Origin of the sequence: Nocardia albiluteola (assembly GCF_018860155.1) — a bacterium.
Classification (GTDB): Bacteria; Actinomycetota; Actinomycetes; order Mycobacteriales; family Mycobacteriaceae; genus Nocardia; species Nocardia albiluteola.
Window position 1 is genome coordinate 205,120 of the sequence record NZ_JAHKNI010000008.1, and the last position, 14,442, is coordinate 219,561.

15 protein-coding genes are annotated in these 14,442 nt (G+C 68.4%); 9 read left to right on the forward strand and 6 right to left on the reverse strand.

The annotated features are described in order from the left end of the window. The first annotated feature begins 11 nt into the window (after window positions 1-11). The 6 genes from KO481_RS24330 to KO481_RS24355 all read left to right on the forward strand — a co-directional run bounded on the left by KO481_RS24330 (window position 12) and on the right by KO481_RS24355 (window position 5,634). The gene (locus KO481_RS24330; RefSeq protein ID WP_215919991.1) at window positions 12-1,454 is read left to right on the forward strand and encodes a form I ribulose bisphosphate carboxylase large subunit; all 1,443 of its coding nucleotides are present in this window, start codon (window positions 12-14) and stop codon (window positions 1,452-1,454) included. An 11-nt stretch (window positions 1,455-1,465) separates the two neighbouring features. After that, on the forward strand, window positions 1,466-1,900 hold the full coding sequence (locus KO481_RS24335; RefSeq protein ID WP_215919992.1) for a ribulose bisphosphate carboxylase small subunit: 435 nt from the start codon (window positions 1,466-1,468) through the stop codon (window positions 1,898-1,900). Between the two features lie 168 nt (window positions 1,901-2,068). Beyond that, the gene (locus KO481_RS24340) at window positions 2,069-3,136 is read left to right on the forward strand and encodes an AAA family ATPase (RefSeq protein ID WP_308166763.1); all 1,068 of its coding nucleotides are present in this window, start codon (window positions 2,069-2,071) and stop codon (window positions 3,134-3,136) included. Window positions 3,137-3,152: 16 nt separating this feature from the next. Further along, window positions 3,153-4,187 (forward strand): class 1 fructose-bisphosphatase, encoded by a 1,035-nt coding sequence (locus KO481_RS24345; RefSeq protein ID WP_215919993.1) that lies wholly within the window; start codon window positions 3,153-3,155, stop codon window positions 4,185-4,187. A gap of 36 nt (window positions 4,188-4,223) precedes the next feature. Next, on the forward strand, window positions 4,224-5,108 hold the full coding sequence (locus KO481_RS24350; RefSeq protein WP_215919994.1) for a phosphoribulokinase: 885 nt from the start codon (window positions 4,224-4,226) through the stop codon (window positions 5,106-5,108). Between the two features lie 97 nt (window positions 5,109-5,205). Next, window positions 5,206-5,634: a type II toxin-antitoxin system Rv0910 family toxin gene (locus KO481_RS24355; RefSeq protein WP_215919995.1), complete on the forward strand. Its 429-nt coding sequence runs from the start codon at window positions 5,206-5,208 to the stop codon at window positions 5,632-5,634. Window positions 5,635-5,709: 75 nt separating this feature from the next. On the opposite strand, the gene KO481_RS24360 is transcribed toward KO481_RS24355, so the two are convergent. Further along, window positions 5,710-6,411 carry a YoaK family protein gene (locus tag KO481_RS24360; protein WP_215919996.1) on the reverse strand — a complete coding sequence of 234 codons (702 nt, stop codon included), beginning with the start codon at window positions 6,409-6,411 and terminating at the stop codon, window positions 5,710-5,712. A gap of 150 nt (window positions 6,412-6,561) precedes the next feature. Continuing rightward, window positions 6,562-7,518 carry a patatin-like phospholipase family protein gene (locus tag KO481_RS24365; protein WP_215919997.1) on the reverse strand — a complete coding sequence of 319 codons (957 nt, stop codon included), beginning with the start codon at window positions 7,516-7,518 and terminating at the stop codon, window positions 6,562-6,564. A gap of 422 nt (window positions 7,519-7,940) precedes the next feature. On the opposite strand from KO481_RS24365, the gene KO481_RS24370 reads away from it, so the two are divergent. After that, window positions 7,941-8,384 (forward strand): NUDIX hydrolase, encoded by a 444-nt coding sequence (locus KO481_RS24370; protein ID WP_215919999.1) that lies wholly within the window; start codon window positions 7,941-7,943, stop codon window positions 8,382-8,384. 233 nt (window positions 8,385-8,617) lie between these two features. Here KO481_RS24370 and dinB read toward each other — a convergent pair whose 3' ends face one another. After that, complete coding sequence (gene dinB / locus KO481_RS24375) at window positions 8,618-9,832, reverse strand: DNA polymerase IV (protein ID WP_215920001.1); 1,215 nt, start codon at window positions 9,830-9,832, stop codon at window positions 8,618-8,620. 246 nt (window positions 9,833-10,078) lie between these two features. Here dinB and KO481_RS24380 point away from each other — a divergent pair, with 246 nt between their 5' ends. Then, a complete protein-coding gene (locus KO481_RS24380; RefSeq protein ID WP_215920002.1) occupies window positions 10,079-11,200 on the forward strand; it encodes an NAD(P)H-dependent flavin oxidoreductase in 1,122 nt (373 codons plus the stop codon). 40 nt (window positions 11,201-11,240) lie between these two features. Here KO481_RS24380 and KO481_RS24385 read toward each other — a convergent pair whose 3' ends face one another. The 3 genes from KO481_RS24385 to KO481_RS24395 all read right to left on the reverse strand — a co-directional run bounded on the left by KO481_RS24385 (window position 11,241) and on the right by KO481_RS24395 (window position 13,798). Further along, on the reverse strand, window positions 11,241-11,831 hold the full coding sequence (locus KO481_RS24385) for an LppP/LprE family lipoprotein (RefSeq protein ID WP_308166764.1): 591 nt from the start codon (window positions 11,829-11,831) through the stop codon (window positions 11,241-11,243). A gap of 215 nt (window positions 11,832-12,046) precedes the next feature. Further along, the gene (locus tag KO481_RS24390) at window positions 12,047-12,484 is read right to left on the reverse strand and encodes an SRPBCC domain-containing protein (protein WP_215920004.1); all 438 of its coding nucleotides are present in this window, start codon (window positions 12,482-12,484) and stop codon (window positions 12,047-12,049) included. Window positions 12,485-12,553: 69 nt separating this feature from the next. After that, on the reverse strand, window positions 12,554-13,798 hold the full coding sequence (locus KO481_RS24395; protein ID WP_215920005.1) for a KasA/KasB family beta-ketoacyl-ACP synthase: 1,245 nt from the start codon (window positions 13,796-13,798) through the stop codon (window positions 12,554-12,556). Window positions 13,799-13,838: 40 nt separating this feature from the next. Here KO481_RS24395 and KO481_RS24400 point away from each other — a divergent pair, with 40 nt between their 5' ends. Continuing rightward, complete coding sequence (locus tag KO481_RS24400) at window positions 13,839-14,411, forward strand: TetR/AcrR family transcriptional regulator (RefSeq protein WP_215920006.1); 573 nt, start codon at window positions 13,839-13,841, stop codon at window positions 14,409-14,411. The last annotated feature ends 31 nt before the right edge of the window (window positions 14,412-14,442 follow it).

Consider the following 14,442-nt stretch of genomic DNA (forward strand, 5'->3'; position numbering starts at 1 on the left):
GAGGAGGAAATATGACCGGCGAATCCCCTCGCGAACGCTGGGATCCGGGCGTGCAGTCCTATGCGTCGATGGGCTACTACGACGCGGATTACCACCCGAAGGACACCGATGTGCTCGCGGTGTTCCGGGTGACACCGCAGGCGGGCGTGGATCCGATCGAGGCCGCCGCGGCGGTCGCGGGCGAATCCTCCACGGCCACCTGGACCGTCGTGTGGACCGACCGTCTCACCGCGCACGACCGCTACCGCGGCCGGTGCTATCGCCTGGACGCGGTGCCCGGCCGGGCGGGGGAGTATTTCGCCTACATCGCCTACGATCTGGATCTGTTCGAGGAGGGGTCGATCACGAACCTGACCTCCTCGGTAATCGGCAATGTGTTCGGGTTCAAACCCCTTGCCGCACTGCGCCTCGAGGACATGCGGATCCCGGTGGCGTATGTCAAGACCTTTCCCGGTCCGCCGCACGGAATTGTGACCGAACGGGAATATCTGAACAAGTACGGGCGCCCACTGCTGGGGGCGACCGTGAAACCCAAGCTGGGGCTGTCCGCGCGCAACTACGGGCGGGTGGTGTACGAGGCGTGCCGGGGCGGACTGGATTTCACCAAGGACGACGAGAACATCAACTCGCAGCCGTTCATGCGCTGGCGCGACCGCTATCTGTTCGCCATGGAGGGCGTCAACCGGGCCATCGCCGAAACCGGTGAGCTCAAGGGGCATTACCTGAATGTCACCGCGGCCACCATGGAGGACATGTACGAGCGCGCGGAATTCGCGAAATCGCTGGGCAGCGTGATCGTCATGATCGATCTGACGGTGGGCTACACCGCGATGCAGTCGATGTCGAACTGGGCCCGCCGCAACGGCATGCTGCTGCACCTGCACCGGGCCGGGCACTCCACCTACACTCGGCAGAAGACCCACGGGGTGAGCTTCCGGGTGCTGGCCAAGTGGTGCCGCCTGATCGGTGTGGATCATCTGCACGCGGGCACCGTGATAGGCAAGCTCGAGGGCGACCCGCACACCGTCAGCGGGTTCTACGATACGTTGCGCGACAACCGCATTCCGTGCAACCCCGGCAACGGGATCTTCTTCGACCAGGACTGGGCGAGCCTGCCGGGGGTGATGCCGGTGGCCTCGGGGGGTATTCACGCCGGCCAGATGCATCAGCTGCTGGAGTTGTTCGGCGACGACGTGGTGCTGCAGTTCGGCGGCGGCACCATCGGTCATCCGATGGGGATCGCCGCGGGCGCCGAGGCCAACCGGGTGGCGCTGGAGACGGTGGTCAAGGCCCGCAACGAGGGCCGGGATCTGCTGCGGGAGGGCCCGGATGTGCTGCGCGCGGCGGCGCGGGGCAACCGCCCGCTGGAGGCGGCGCTCGCGGTGTGGGGCGAGGTCACCTTCGAATACACCTCCACCGACGCCCCCGACGCCGTGCCGACGGTCACGAGATAGAAAGGCCCGCAATGTATTTGCGTCAGGGTACCTTCAGTCATCTGCCCGAGCTGACCGATGCCGAGATCGGCGCGCAGGTCCGCTACGCGCTGCTGAACAACTGGCCGGTGTCCATCGAGTACACCGACGATCCGCATCCCCGCAACGTGTACTGGGAGATGTGGGGGCTGCCGCTGTTCGACCTGGACGAACCGGACGGGGTCCTGGCCGAGATCGAGGCCTGCCGCGCGGCGTTCCCGCGGTACTACATCCGCGTCACGGCGTACGACGCGAGTTACGGCCGCCAGACCACGGCACTGAGTTTCCTGGTGAATCAGCCTGCCGATGAGCCAGGATTCCGGTTGGCGCGCAGCGATTCTCAGGATCGGCGACAGGTGTACAGCCTGCACCCGTATGCCACCGACGCGCCCTCCGGTGAACGCTACGAGCCCGAGGCACGCCGATGAGCGGACCGGATACAGCATCCCGTCCGGCATCGTCCCGGCGTATCGGTGGCCGCGCCGGGAGGACGGCGAAGAAGGAGGCGCGGTGACAGGACCGCAGAGGCAAGCCCGTCACGGGTTGTTCCGGTGTCGCATGATTGGCGCCGGGGCGGCTGTGGCCGAGGAGGACCGGTGAGGACCGGCATCGGAACAGGCGGCTCCGCAACGGGATTCCGAATGTCCCGGCCCGGGGGCGAGGGCATGTCGGCGATCGGCGACCCCGGCCCTGCCGGGCGCGAGTCCGCCTCGGGCGCAGCGGGTTCGGATGAGACCCTGAACGTCCCCGGCACGCCGCCAATTCTCGACGACGACGCCGAGCTCGACCTCGCCACGGACGCAGCCGCACTGGAGGTGGACGGCACCCTGGCCCGCCTGGACGCCGAACTCGTCGGCCTGGCCGCGGTCAAACGCCGGGTCCGGGAGATCGCGGCGCTGCTGCTGGTCGACCGGGCCCGCGCGCGGTTCGGCCTGGAATCCACCCGCCCGACCATGCACATGAGCTTCACCGGCGGGCCCGGCACCGGCAAGACGACCGTCGCGCTGCGCATGGCGGATCTGCTGCATGCGCTCGGTTATATCCGTAAACCGCTCGTGCACACCGTGACCCGCGACGATCTGGTCGGTCAGTTCATCGGTCACACCGCGCCCAAGACCAAGCAGGCCCTCGCGCGCGCGGCGGGGGGTGTGCTGTTCATCGACGAGGCCTACTACCTGTTCCGCCCGGAGAACGAGCGCGACTACGGGCAGGAGGTCATCGAGATCCTGCTGCAGGAGATGGAAACCCACCGCACCGATCTGGTGGTGATCTTCGCCGGATATCGCGATCGGATGGAGAGCTTCTTCTCGGCCAATCCGGGCCTGTCCTCGCGGGTCGCGCACCACATCGAGTTCCCGGACTACACGCACGCCGAACTGCTGGCGATCGCCGGGCTGATGGTGGAGCGCGAGCGCTTCCGGCTCGATGCCGACGGCACCGCCGCCCTTGTGGAATACCTCGAATTGCGCATGGCTCGGCCGCGTTTCGCCAATGCCCGCAGCGTGCGCAACGCGCTGGACCGCTGCCGGCTGCGGCAGGCCAAGCGCCTGGTGGAGCTGGACCGTCCGCTGCGCCGCGCGGACCTGATCACGCTCGCCGCCGCGGATGTCTACGGCAGCAGCGTGTTCGGCGAGTCGGGTGACCCGACCGGGGACGATCCGTGAGGAGTTGAGCAACGCCATGCCCGAGAGACTCGAGACGCTGACCCGGTACACGATCGAGCAGGAGCACCGCCATCCCGGCTCATCCGGTGAGTTCTCCGCGCTACTGAATGTGCTTGCCACGGCGACGAAGATCATCGCGAACCAGGTCACCCGCGGGCGCATCGCGGGCTGCGGGGACATGGACGCGCTGGCCAACGAGATCATGGTGTCCGAATCCCAGTGGACCGGACCGCTCTCGGCGCTGCTGTCGGAGCAGATGAGCGGATTCCATCCCGTGCCCGGTGAATTCCGGCGCGGGAAATACCTGCTGGCGTTCGATCCCCTGGACGGATCGTCCAATATCGACGTGAATCTGCCGGTGGGCACGATCTTCAGCGTGCTGCGCTCGCCCGAGGACGGTCGCGAGCCCGGCGGAGCGGACTTCCTGCAGCCGGGTGTGGCGCAGGTGTGTGCCGGTTTCACCCTGTACGGCCCGGCGACGATGCTGGTACTCACCACCGGCGACGGGGTCGACGGGTTCACCCTGGACCGGGAGATCGGCGCCTTCGTGCTCACGCATCCGCGCATGCGGATCCCGCAGGACACCTCGGGTTTCGCGATCAACGCCGCCAACGAGCGGTTCTGGGAGCGTCCGGTGCGCCGCTACGTGTCCGAATGCCTCGAGGGCGTGGAGGGCCCGCGCGGGCGCGATTTCAACATGCGGTGGGTGGCCTCGCTGGTCGCGGACACCTTCCACATCCTGACCCGGGGCGGGGTGTATCTGTATCCGCACGACGCCCGCGATCCGGCGTGCCCGGGGCGGGTGTCGTTGCTGTACGGCGCCAATCCGATCGCGCTGGTGGTCGAGCAGGCGGGCGGGGCCGCCATCACCGGGCACGCGCGGGTGCTCGAGGTGCCGCCGCACGATCTGCACCAGCGGGTGCCGCTGATCTTCGGTTCGCGCAACGAGGTCGAGCGCATCGCGCGCTATCACCGCATGCCCGAGGAGGGGCCGCGGTTCGACGCGTCGCTGTTCGGTACCCGGTCGCTGTTCCGGCATCTGCACCCCTGAGCCGCGCACGGTGCACCGGGAAGAGAAGGAGATGCGATGTCGCTCAAACATCCCGTGGTGGCCATCACCGGGTCGTCCGGCGCCGGGACCACCAGTGTGACAAGGACTTTCCAGGAGATCTTCCGCCGGGAGGAGATCAGCGCGGCCATCGTGGAGGGCGATTCGTTCCATCGCTATGATCGCGCGGCGATGGCCCTGGAGATGGCCGAGGCCGAGCGGAGTGCGAATCGGCACTTCTCGCATTTCGGTCCGGAGGCGAATCTGCTGGGCGAACTCGAGGCATTGTTCCGCGACTACGGCGAGACGGGGGTGGGGCTGGTGCGGCGGTATCTGCACGACGAGGCCGAGGCCAAACCCTACGGATTGGCGCCGGGCACGTTCACTCCGTGGGAGGAACTGGCCCCGGGCAGCGATCTGTTGTTCTACGAGGGCCTGCACGGTGCGGCGGTGTGCGGGGAGGTCGATGTGGCGCGGTACGCCGATCTGCTGGTGGGCGTGGTGCCGATCATCAATCTCGAATGGATTCAGAAGGTGATCCGGGACAAGACCGAGCGGGGCTATTCGAGTGAGGCGGTGCTGGACACGATCCTGCGGCGGATGCCGGACTATGTGAACTACATCTGCCCGCAGTTCTCCCGGACGTACGTGAATTTTCAGCGGGTACCGACGGTCGACACCTCGAATCCGTTCATCGCGCGCACGATTCCCACCGCGGACGAGAGTTTCGTGGTGATCCGGTTCGCCGATCCGAAGGTCATCGACTTTCCGTATCTGCTGTCGATGCTGCACGATTCGTTCATGTCCCGGCCCAATTGCATCGTGGTTCCGGGCGGGAAGATGGAGCTGTCGATGCAGCTGATCTTCACGCCCCTGATCCTGCGGCTGATGGACAAGCGGCCGAAGCATCCGTCCGTACTGTGAGTGCGCCGGTGGGCGCCCCGGCACCGAAGTTGTAGAACATGTTTCACTGTGATGTAGTCGTGGGCACCTAGTCGCCGTTGCAGAAGGGGCCCATCACATGCCGACCGTATCCGTCAGCGCCGTCGTCGAGGCGCCGATCGAGAAGGTGTGGGAGATCGTCGGGGATCTGTCGGCCCAGCCGAAGTGGAACAACGTGCACGTCGCATTTCCCAAGGGGGTGCCCTCGCCGGTGACGGTGGGCGCGAGCTTCACCCAGACGATCACGAATATGGGACTGCCCAACGACATCGCCTGGACCGTCGAGGCATACGAGCCCGGACGGCGGCTCGAACTGCGCGGCAAGGCCCCGATGAACGTTGCGACCCGGCTGCGTTACGAGGTCGAGAGCGTCGCCGAGGGCACCCGGGTGACGATCGAGAACGAATTCAACAGCCCGCTCATCCGATTGATGGCCGGGCGGCTGAAGAAGGGCGCCGAGGCCGATATGAAGACCTCGCTGCGCGAGCTGGCCGCGCTTTTCGCCTGACCCGCGGCGTGTGCATTCCGGCAGTGGGTGCCGCAATGCACACGCTGCTCATTGTTCGACGGTCTGCTGCTGTTTCTAGCGGCGTACCCAGCGCAGATCGGCGAACCAGGTGTACACGGCCACCACGCCCGAGCCGACCGCGGCGGCGATGAGCATTTTGTCGCCGTCCAACGCGAGGCTGACCAGCCCGCCGATCGCGGCGCCGGTGATGAACGAGAGCCACTGCACCGCATAGCTCAGCCATTCGCGGTGGGTGCCGCCGGCCAGGTGACGCTCGACGCCCTGGGCGAATTTCACGAGCGTGCCAGTGACGTACGTGACCGGTATCGCGGTCTCGCCGTTCTTGACGAACGAGGTGTTCAGCGAGCCCATCGCGAAGGCGACGAACAGTATCGGTACCAGGCCCACGCGCAGGTTGTTGTTCCAGCCGTCCAGGACGTTGTCCATAACCGCGGACAGGACCAGGGCGGCGGTGGCCAGCATGGTCGCGCCGTGGGGATGGTTGCGCCACCAGTGGCGGCGGCAGAGCGAGGCGACGAACACCCCGGCCAGGAAGCACAGGATCAGGCAGAACGCACCCCAGGCCAGCCGGTAGTCGCCGAGGAAATTGCCGATGACGGCGCGTTCGCTGTTGCCGGTCATGAAGGTGACGAAGTAACCCATGGAATGGGTGTAGGCCGCGGCGCCGACGAATCCGGCCAGTATCAGCAGTGCGGTGGCCAGGCGGGCTTCGAGATCCCAGAACGGTGGGGGTCGATCGTTCGGTTTCGCAGTCACAGCGACAGGTTAGCAATATATGCACAGGTATGCATGAAAGCCGTTGTGTGACGATGATCAAGAATTCTGCGGGAGTCCGCGGCGAAAACATGCAGCCGATGCAATGCTACACGGTTGCGGAATTCGGGCAATTCGGACAGATGGGGCTGGTCAGGCCGGTGCGGCTGGCGCGGCGGCGAAGCGGGTGAGAGCCTCGAGCGCCGCCATGCGCCCGACGTCCAGGGCGCGGAGCATGAGCGCCGCATCGCGGGCGGCGCGACTGACCGTCGGTGATCCCAGCGGCGGGCGGATCTGCAGGACCGTGGGCGTCGCGGCGAGCGTCTCCTCGTCCCGGGCCAGTTGCTCGCCGCGGGTGAGCCAGTTGTCCACCACGCCAGGTGCATGCCGGGCCAGGAAGCGCGTCACGACGCGCAGTTCCAGCCGCGAGGGCAGGGTAGGCGGCTCGTCCACGCGCCGGGTCCGCAACACGAGGGTGTGGGTGGCGCCCTGGGCCAGGGCGGTGTGGATCGGCACCGATTCGGACAGGCCCGCGTCCACGTAGCGCCGGCCCGCGAGCGCGACCGACCGGCCGGCCAGGATCGGCAGGCAGGTCGTCGCCAGCAGGGCGCTCTGCAGCGAGGGGGTGTCGGTGATGTGCGGGTGCAGGTCGACCGAGGAGCCGTCGGCGGTGTCGGTGCCGATCGGGTGGAAGGTCACCGGATTGGCCAGAATGGCCGGAAAATCCATCGGCACGATGCGTTCGTACACCGCGTGCACCAGATACTTCGTGTCGACCACGTGCCCGAGGCGCAGCGCCCGGGCCGGGTTGATCACCCGGCGCACCACATCGGCCTGCCAGGCGCGGCGCGAGCGGTGGGCGCGCCCGCACAGCAGCCAGGCCCCGTTGAGGGCGCCGGCGGAGGATCCGTACACCGCGTCGAAGCAGGACAGCAGCCCGAGTTCCTCGAGCGCCATCACCATGCCGTGTGAGTAGGCGCCGCGGGCCGAGCCGCCCTCGATGACCAGCGCCAGCCGCGCGCCGTCGGTGCGTGCGCCGGGCCGGCTGCCGCTCGCTCGCCGTGCGGCGAGCAGGTCCCCGACGGGGGATCCGGTATCGATCTGCGTCACGGCCGAACCTTTCCGTGAATATAAGACATATAAGCCGCTGTGTATCTTATACCTCGGAGCTGCGATGGCACGCGGCCCCGAGGTAAATGTCCTCACAGAATGGGGCTCGAATTTCGCCGGACGGTGAACGGCAGGCGTATGAGGCGCAACGGGTTACGGATCGCAACGCGGCCGACGGCCGGGCGGGGCGCAGGTCCCGGGCGGGGTCCCTGCGCTGCACGCCGACAGCTGGGTAGCCGAGATATTGCTATCCAGGTGTCTCCGGCTCGCGCAGGTCCCGATGCCGTGGGCTGGCGCGGATCGCTGCCCCCGGGTGCGACCCGCCCGCTAAAAATGCCCGATGACCGGGGCTGCGCCATAGAGTCTTTGGCCCTCGGCGATGCGGACCCGGGACCGTCCCGGGTGGCCGGTAGTCTGCGTGCATGCGGACCGAGCCGACCGAACTGCTCATCGACACGGTCGCCTGGGTGCTCATCGTGGACGGCCGGATCCTGTGCGCCCGCCCGCGCGGCAAGGACATCTTCTATATCCCCGGCGGTAAACGCGAGGGCACGGAGACCGATCTGCAGACCCTGCTGCGCGAGATCGACGAGGAGCTCACCGTCGCACTGGACCCCGGGACGGTCACCCACATCGGCACCTACGAGGCCGAACTGCACGGTCCGACACCGGGTTCGGTGCGCATGGCCTGCTACAGCGCCGATTACGCCGGCACGCTGGCTCCCAGCAGCGAGATCGCCGAAATCGGGTGGTTCGGCTACGCCGATCGGGATCGGGTGCCGCCGGTCGATCAGCTGCTGTTCGACGACCTCGTCGAGTCCGGCCTGCTGCCCGCGCAACCGGGCGGGGCGCCACAGCGACGATGATATAGACGTCACCCCCCGCCCCGCGATCACCGATGCGTCTCCGCTCCGGGGTCTCCGGGAGCAGGTGGCGGCACAGTCCGTTTCGAGAGCGCGCCTGGCGGGTCACAGGCAACGGGGCGCCTTGACATCCGTGCTCTTGCTCGCGGCAGGAGTCCCGGGGAGCCTCGGTGCGGCTCGAACCGGGATCGCGCCACTGCGGAAGTGCTGTGCAGCAACGGAAACCCGTCCTCCCCTCAATCCGGTAACAGCGGCACCGACAGACCCTCGCCGCGGCCGAGCAGGGCCGCGCGGGTGACGGTGCCCGCGCCGAACCGGTCGCGCAGGCGGTCCAGGGCGGCATCGAGGGTGGCGTCGGGGCGCGGATCGAAGGGGAGGGCGAGCTGGAGGGAATCCGCGTCGCCGAGGTTGGTCAGGGACAGGCCGATGAGGGTGAGACCGCGCTCGTGGATGAGGGGGGTCGCGGCGTCCAGGAGGGTGCGCGCGGTGCGTAGCAGGACCGCGCCGGTGTCGGTGGCCTCGGGTAGGGTGTGTGAGCGAGTGGCGCGGCTGAAATCGCCGAAACGCAGGCGCAGCACCACCGTTCGGCAGCGGCGCCGGGCCGCGCGCAGGCGGTGCCCGAGCCGGTCGGCCAGACCGTGCAGGTAGGCGTCGAGCTCGGCGTCGGTGTGCGGGCCCGAGCCCAGGGCGCGCTGGGCGCCGATGGAGCGGCGGCGCACGCCGGTGTCGACCCGGCGCGGGTCGCGGGCCCAGGACAGCGCGTACAGATGTCGCCCGGCGGCCGGGCCCAGGATCGAGGACAGGGCCCGCTCGCCGTGCTCGGCCAGCTGCCCGACCCGGGTGATGCCGCGCTCGTGCAGCGCGCGGGCGGTGACTTCGCCGACGCCCCACAGTCTTTCGACCGGCAGCGGATGCAGGAAATCCAGCTCGCCCTCGGGCGGGACGAGCAGCAGCCCGTCCGGTTTGCTGACCGCGCTGGCCACCTTGGCCAGAAACTTGGTGCGCGCCACCCCGACCGAGATGGGCAACCCGGCCTGCTCGCGCACGCGGGCCCGCAGCGCGGCGGCGATCTCGACCGGCTGCCCCGCGATCCGGCGCAGGCCAGCGACATCCAGGAACGCCTCGTCGATGGACAGGCCCTCGACCTCGGGGGTGGTGTCGCGGAAGATCTCGAACACGACCTTGCTGGCCTGAGCGTAGGCGGACATGCGGGGCGGCACCACGATCGCGTGCGGACACAGCCGCAGCGCCTGGCGGGCGTTCATCGGGGTGCGGATGCCGTGCGCCTTGGCCTCGTAACTCGCGGCCAGTACGACCCCGCCGCCCACGATCACCGGCCGACCGCGCAGGCGGGGATTGTCGCGCTGCTCGACCGAGGCATAGAACGAGTCGAGATCCGCGTGCAGGATCGTGGCCTCCGCGCGTGCGAGCCTTCGAGTGGACACGAACATATGTTCGCATAGCTCCCCGACAGGTTCTCCGCGGCCGAAAATTAGAACGGGTTGCCCGCTCGTTTCAGTGTACGGTCGTTCGCCGAAATCGCGTGAAGATCAGTCTATCGGGGCATTTCGTGGCCGTATTCGCAGACTGGCACTCGCGTCGTGTCCACCGAATCGCTAGCCTGGATATGAAACGTGTTCTAGTGTTAGGTGGCGCCGCACGGTCAGCGCCGCAAGACAAAAGGAGTGCACCACCCCATGCGTACCGAGATCTGTGAACGGCTGGGCATCGACGTCCCGATCTTCGCCTTCACCCACTGCCGCGACGTCGCCGCCGGGGTGAGCAACGCCGGCGGGCTCGGCGTGCTCGGCGCGGTCGGATTCACCGCCGAGGAGCTCGAGGTCGAGCTGAGCTGGCTGGACGAGCACGTGCACGGCGTCTACGGCGTCGATCTGGTCATCCCGTCCAAGTACGAGGGCAAGGGCGTGGAGGGCCTGACCCCCGAGGAGCTGGAAGCCAAACTGGCACAGATGGTCCCGCAGGGCCACCGCGATTTCGCCGAGAAGATCCTGTCCGAGCACAACGTCCCGCATCTGCCCGAGGGCGAGCATCACAACCAGCTGCTGGGCTGGACCGCGACCACCGCGGCCCCGCAGGTCGAGGTCATCCTGCGCCACCCCAAGGCCAAGCTGGTGGCCAACGCGCTGGGCACCCCGCCCGACGACGTCATCAAGACCGTGCAGGATTCGGGCCGGCTCATCGGCGCGCTGTGCGGCTCGGTCAAGCACGCGCTCAACCACAAGAACGCGGGCCTGGACTTCGTGGTCATGCAGGGTACCGAGGGCGGCGGGCACTGCGGGGAGATCTCCTCGCTGGTGCTGTGGCCGCAGGTGATCGACGCGATCGGCGACATGCCGGCGCTGGCCGCGGGCGGGGTCGGCAACGGCCGTCAGATTGCCGCGGCGCTGGCAATGGGTGCGGCGGGCGCGTGGACCGGGTCGCTGTGGCTCACGGTCGAGGAGGCCAACGTGCCGCCCGCGCAGATGCAGACCTATATCGACGCCACCAGCCACGACACCGTGCGCTCGCGGTCGTGGACCGGTAAGCCGTGCCGGATGCTGCGCAACGACTGGACCGATGCGTGGGAGAGCGCCGAGACGCCGGATCCCTTGCCGATGCCGCTGCAGATGATGGTGGCGCTGGACGGGGTCAAGCGCGGGCACCGCTATCCCGAGGCCGCCAAGGACGTCAACTTCAACCCCGTCGGCCAGGTCGTGGGCATGATGAACAAGGTCGAGCGCACCGCCGATGTGATGCAGCGCCTCATCGAGGAGTACCTCACCGCGTGCGAGCGGCTGAACAAGCTCAACGACGCCTGAGGCAGATCCGGCCGGGGCACCGCGCCCCGGCCGGGCCCGGTCAGTAGCTCGGCAGTTTGCCGGTCATCACCACATGCGTTCCGTCCCAATGGAACTGGACGTGCGAGACGGTGCCGTCGGCGCACGCGTTGCAGCTGCCGGGCGTTTTGTAGTCCAGCACCACGGTGTCGTCGGTGGTGGTGGCGGTGTCCAGGCTGGTGAAGCCGTACGCCCTGGAGGTCGCGGTGCCCAGATAGGTGCCCTTGTGGAACATCAGGGCCTGGTTGGGCGAGCTGCCGGTCGCGCCCTGGATGGTGATGATCGCCGTGGACAGGGTCGCGCACGGGTTGAAATTGCCCTCGAAGGTCTTCGGGTCGGTGTCCCAGGCGCTGTGGGTCGCCGGTTCGGTGGGCTGGCGGCGCACCGCGGCGGCCACCGCGGGGGAGGACAGGTCGACCCCGCAGGCGGCCGGGCTGGGCTCACCGCTGGCGATCGGCGCCGCGGTCGCCTGCGAATGCGCCTGCGAGACAGGGGTTGCCGTGGATGGCGCGGCGGCCGAGCCGCCACTCGAGCCGCACCCGGTCAGCAGCCCGGCGGCGATGACAGCTGATGTGACGGCGGCGGCCAACGCGCCCCCGGTCGTTCGAGACACCGTTCGTGACCTTCTCTCGGTTCGTGCGAGCATGGTCGAGCTGCCCTCGCGGCCGGACGATCCGGCGGCGCATCGCGGGCCCGATGGACCCCGAGCCCCCAGGGCCGACGTCCACGGTAGGCGAACCTACTGCGTCGCGCACGATTCGACCGAATTCCGCCGGGCGCCACCGCAAGACGGCATCGGGTGCGGTGTTGCGCTCGATGCCGGTTGCCCTAGAGTTGCGTGGCCCGGGTGGCGACTGCGGCGGTCATCTCACCGAATCCGCGGTGCAGGGCCGCGCCCATCAGCCCGGTGACGAACGGGAGCAGCCAGCCGGCGAGCTCGAAATGCGAGTCGTAGCGGCAGCGCTCGTCGCCCAGCGGGGTCAGGGTGTGCGAGCGCAGGCTGTGCAGGGCGCCCAGGGGCATCGGCTTCATGGTGTAGCTGAATCCGGCGCCGGGCTCGACCGAGCGGATGTATTCGCGCTGCGCGCGCTCCTTGGGGCCGATCAGCTTCACCCGCATGTCGATCGGCGCGCCCGGTTCCAGCGTCGTCTGCGCCGAGACGCAGAACGGATTCCATTCGCCGTACCGGGGGAAGTCGGTGAGCACCTGCCACACCGCCACGGCGGGGGCGTCGATCTCCACACTCTCGTCGATCACGAAGGCCATGCCGGAACAATACTGAAACAAGTTCTATGTGCGCATCCCGGGGCGGCGGGCCCCGGGATGCGCACGCGCTCAGGCGCGGCCGACGGCCAGGGTGACGTTGTGTCCGCCGAAACCGAACGAATTGCTCAGCGCATAGGAGATGTCCTGCTTGCGGGCTTCGCCGTGCACGATATCCAGCTCGACGCCGTCGTCGGGATTCTCGAAATTCAGTGTGGGCGGGACGATTCCGTCGCGGACACTGCAGACGGTCAGGATCGCCTCGAGCGCGCCCACCGCGCCGATGGAGTGCCCGAGCGCCCCCTTGGGTGCGTAGACGCTCGCGTGCGGGGCGACCTTGGCGATGGCGATGGCCTCCGAGGCGTCACCGACAGGAGTGGAGGTGGCGTGGGCGTTGATGTGGCCGATGTCCTGCGGAGTGAGCCCGGCGAAGTCGATCGCCTTGCGCATCGCGTTCGCCGAGCCGCCGCCCTCGGGGTCGGTGCCGGTCATGTGGAAGCCGTCGGAGGTGATGCCGGCGCCCACGATGCGGCCGTGCACCTGCGCACCCCGCGCGGCGGCGAACTCCTCGGATTCGAGCACCACCAGCGCCCCGGCCTCACCGAAGACGAAGCCGTCGCGGTCGCGGTCGAAGGGGCGCGACGCGGCGGTGGGGGCATCGTTGCGGGTGCTCATCGCGCGCATCATCGCGAAGCTGGCGATCGGGATCGCCTCGATGTGGCCCTCGACGCCTCCGGCGATCACCACATCGGCCTCGCCGGTGGCGATCAGGCGCCAGGCGTGCGCGATGGCTTCGGCGCCCGAGGCGCAGGCCGAGGTGGGCGCGTACACGCCCGCCTTGGCGCCGAATTCGAGCCCGACGCGGGCCGCGGAGCCGTTGGGCATCACCATGGGCACCGTCAGGGGGTGGATCTTGCGGTAGCCGCCCTGCTCGATCGCGTGGATCGCGTCGTAGATGGTGTCGCCGCCGCCGAGGCCGGTGCCGATGGCCACCCCGAGCCGTTCGCCCTCGACGTCGGGCTTGCCGGCCTCCTCCCACACCTGCCGGCTCAGCACCAGCGCCATCTGCTGCACGTAGGAGTGGCGGCGCAGCTCGATGCGGGTCAGATGCTCGCCGGGGCGCTGCTTGAGCTTGCCGCCGATCCGCACGGGCAGATCGTATTTGGTGACGAAATCGTCTGTGAGCGGGCCGATTCCGCTCTCACCGGCCAGCAGCGCCGGCCAGGTGCCCGCGAGGTCGGGGGCCAGGCTGGTCGTGGTGACCATGCCCGTGACAACGACGCCGCGCGGCGAATGTGAAGCAGTTGTTACACCCATGGCGTTAATGGATACCTGTAGCGGGCGCTACAGTCAACCCGTGCCACGCCCTCTCGACCAGGCTCGCCGAGCAGAGTTGCTCGCCGGAGTCATCGCCTACATCGCCGAACGCGGCCTCACCGAGCTGTCGCTGCGACCGCTCGCGGACTACCTCGGTACCAGCTCGCGCATGCTGATCCACTACTTCGGCAGCAAGGAGCAGATGCTGGTCGCAGCCCTCGAGACCCAGCGCCCGGATATCGCGGGCCTGTTCTCCGACGTCGAGGACATCGACATGCTGCGACGCCGCCTGATCGAATCGTTCTGCGTGAACACCACCAGCGACTGGGTCCGCAGCACCAGCGTGTTGCTGCAGGTGCTGGGCGTGGCCTCGGTGCCCGCCAGCCCCTTCGCGGCTTATGCGAACGACGCGGTGCATGTGCTGATCGATGCCCTGACCAAGGTGCTGGGCGAGCTGGATCCCACCATGCCCGACCCGAGATCCACTGCGACCCTGCTGATTTCGGGCATCCGTGGCCTGCTGCAGGATCGCCTGGTGACCGGGGATGCCACGCGAGTGTCCAAGGCCGCGCGGCTGCTGATCAACCACTCCCTGCCGCCGGCGCGGGCATAGGCATAGGCATGCCGCAGCGTGTCAGGGAATC

Excerpts from the sequence above, each read along its gene's own strand:
- KO481_RS24330 (WP_215919991.1), top strand. The coding sequence starts at position 12 with ATGACCGGCGAATCCCCTCGCGAACGCTGGGATCCGGGCGTGCAGTCC.
- KO481_RS24345 (WP_215919993.1), top strand. The coding sequence starts at position 3,153 with ATGCCCGAGAGACTCGAGACGCTGACCCGGTACACGATCGAGCAGGAG.
- KO481_RS24350 (WP_215919994.1), top strand. The coding sequence starts at position 4,224 with ATGTCGCTCAAACATCCCGTGGTGGCCATCACCGGGTCGTCCGGCGCC.
- dinB (WP_215920001.1), bottom strand. The coding sequence starts at position 9,832 with ATGTTCGTGTCCACTCGAAGGCTCGCACGCGCGGAGGCCACGATCCTG.
- KO481_RS24395 (WP_215920005.1), bottom strand. The coding sequence starts at position 13,798 with ATGGGTGTAACAACTGCTTCACATTCGCCGCGCGGCGTCGTTGTCACG.
- KO481_RS24380 (WP_215920002.1), top strand. The coding sequence starts at position 10,079 with ATGCGTACCGAGATCTGTGAACGGCTGGGCATCGACGTCCCGATCTTC.
- KO481_RS24390 (WP_215920004.1), bottom strand. The coding sequence starts at position 12,484 with ATGGCCTTCGTGATCGACGAGAGTGTGGAGATCGACGCCCCCGCCGTG.
- KO481_RS24370 (WP_215919999.1), top strand. The coding sequence starts at position 7,941 with ATGCGGACCGAGCCGACCGAACTGCTCATCGACACGGTCGCCTGGGTG.
- KO481_RS24335 (WP_215919992.1), top strand. The coding sequence starts at position 1,466 with ATGTATTTGCGTCAGGGTACCTTCAGTCATCTGCCCGAGCTGACCGAT.
- KO481_RS24355 (WP_215919995.1), top strand. The coding sequence starts at position 5,206 with ATGCCGACCGTATCCGTCAGCGCCGTCGTCGAGGCGCCGATCGAGAAG.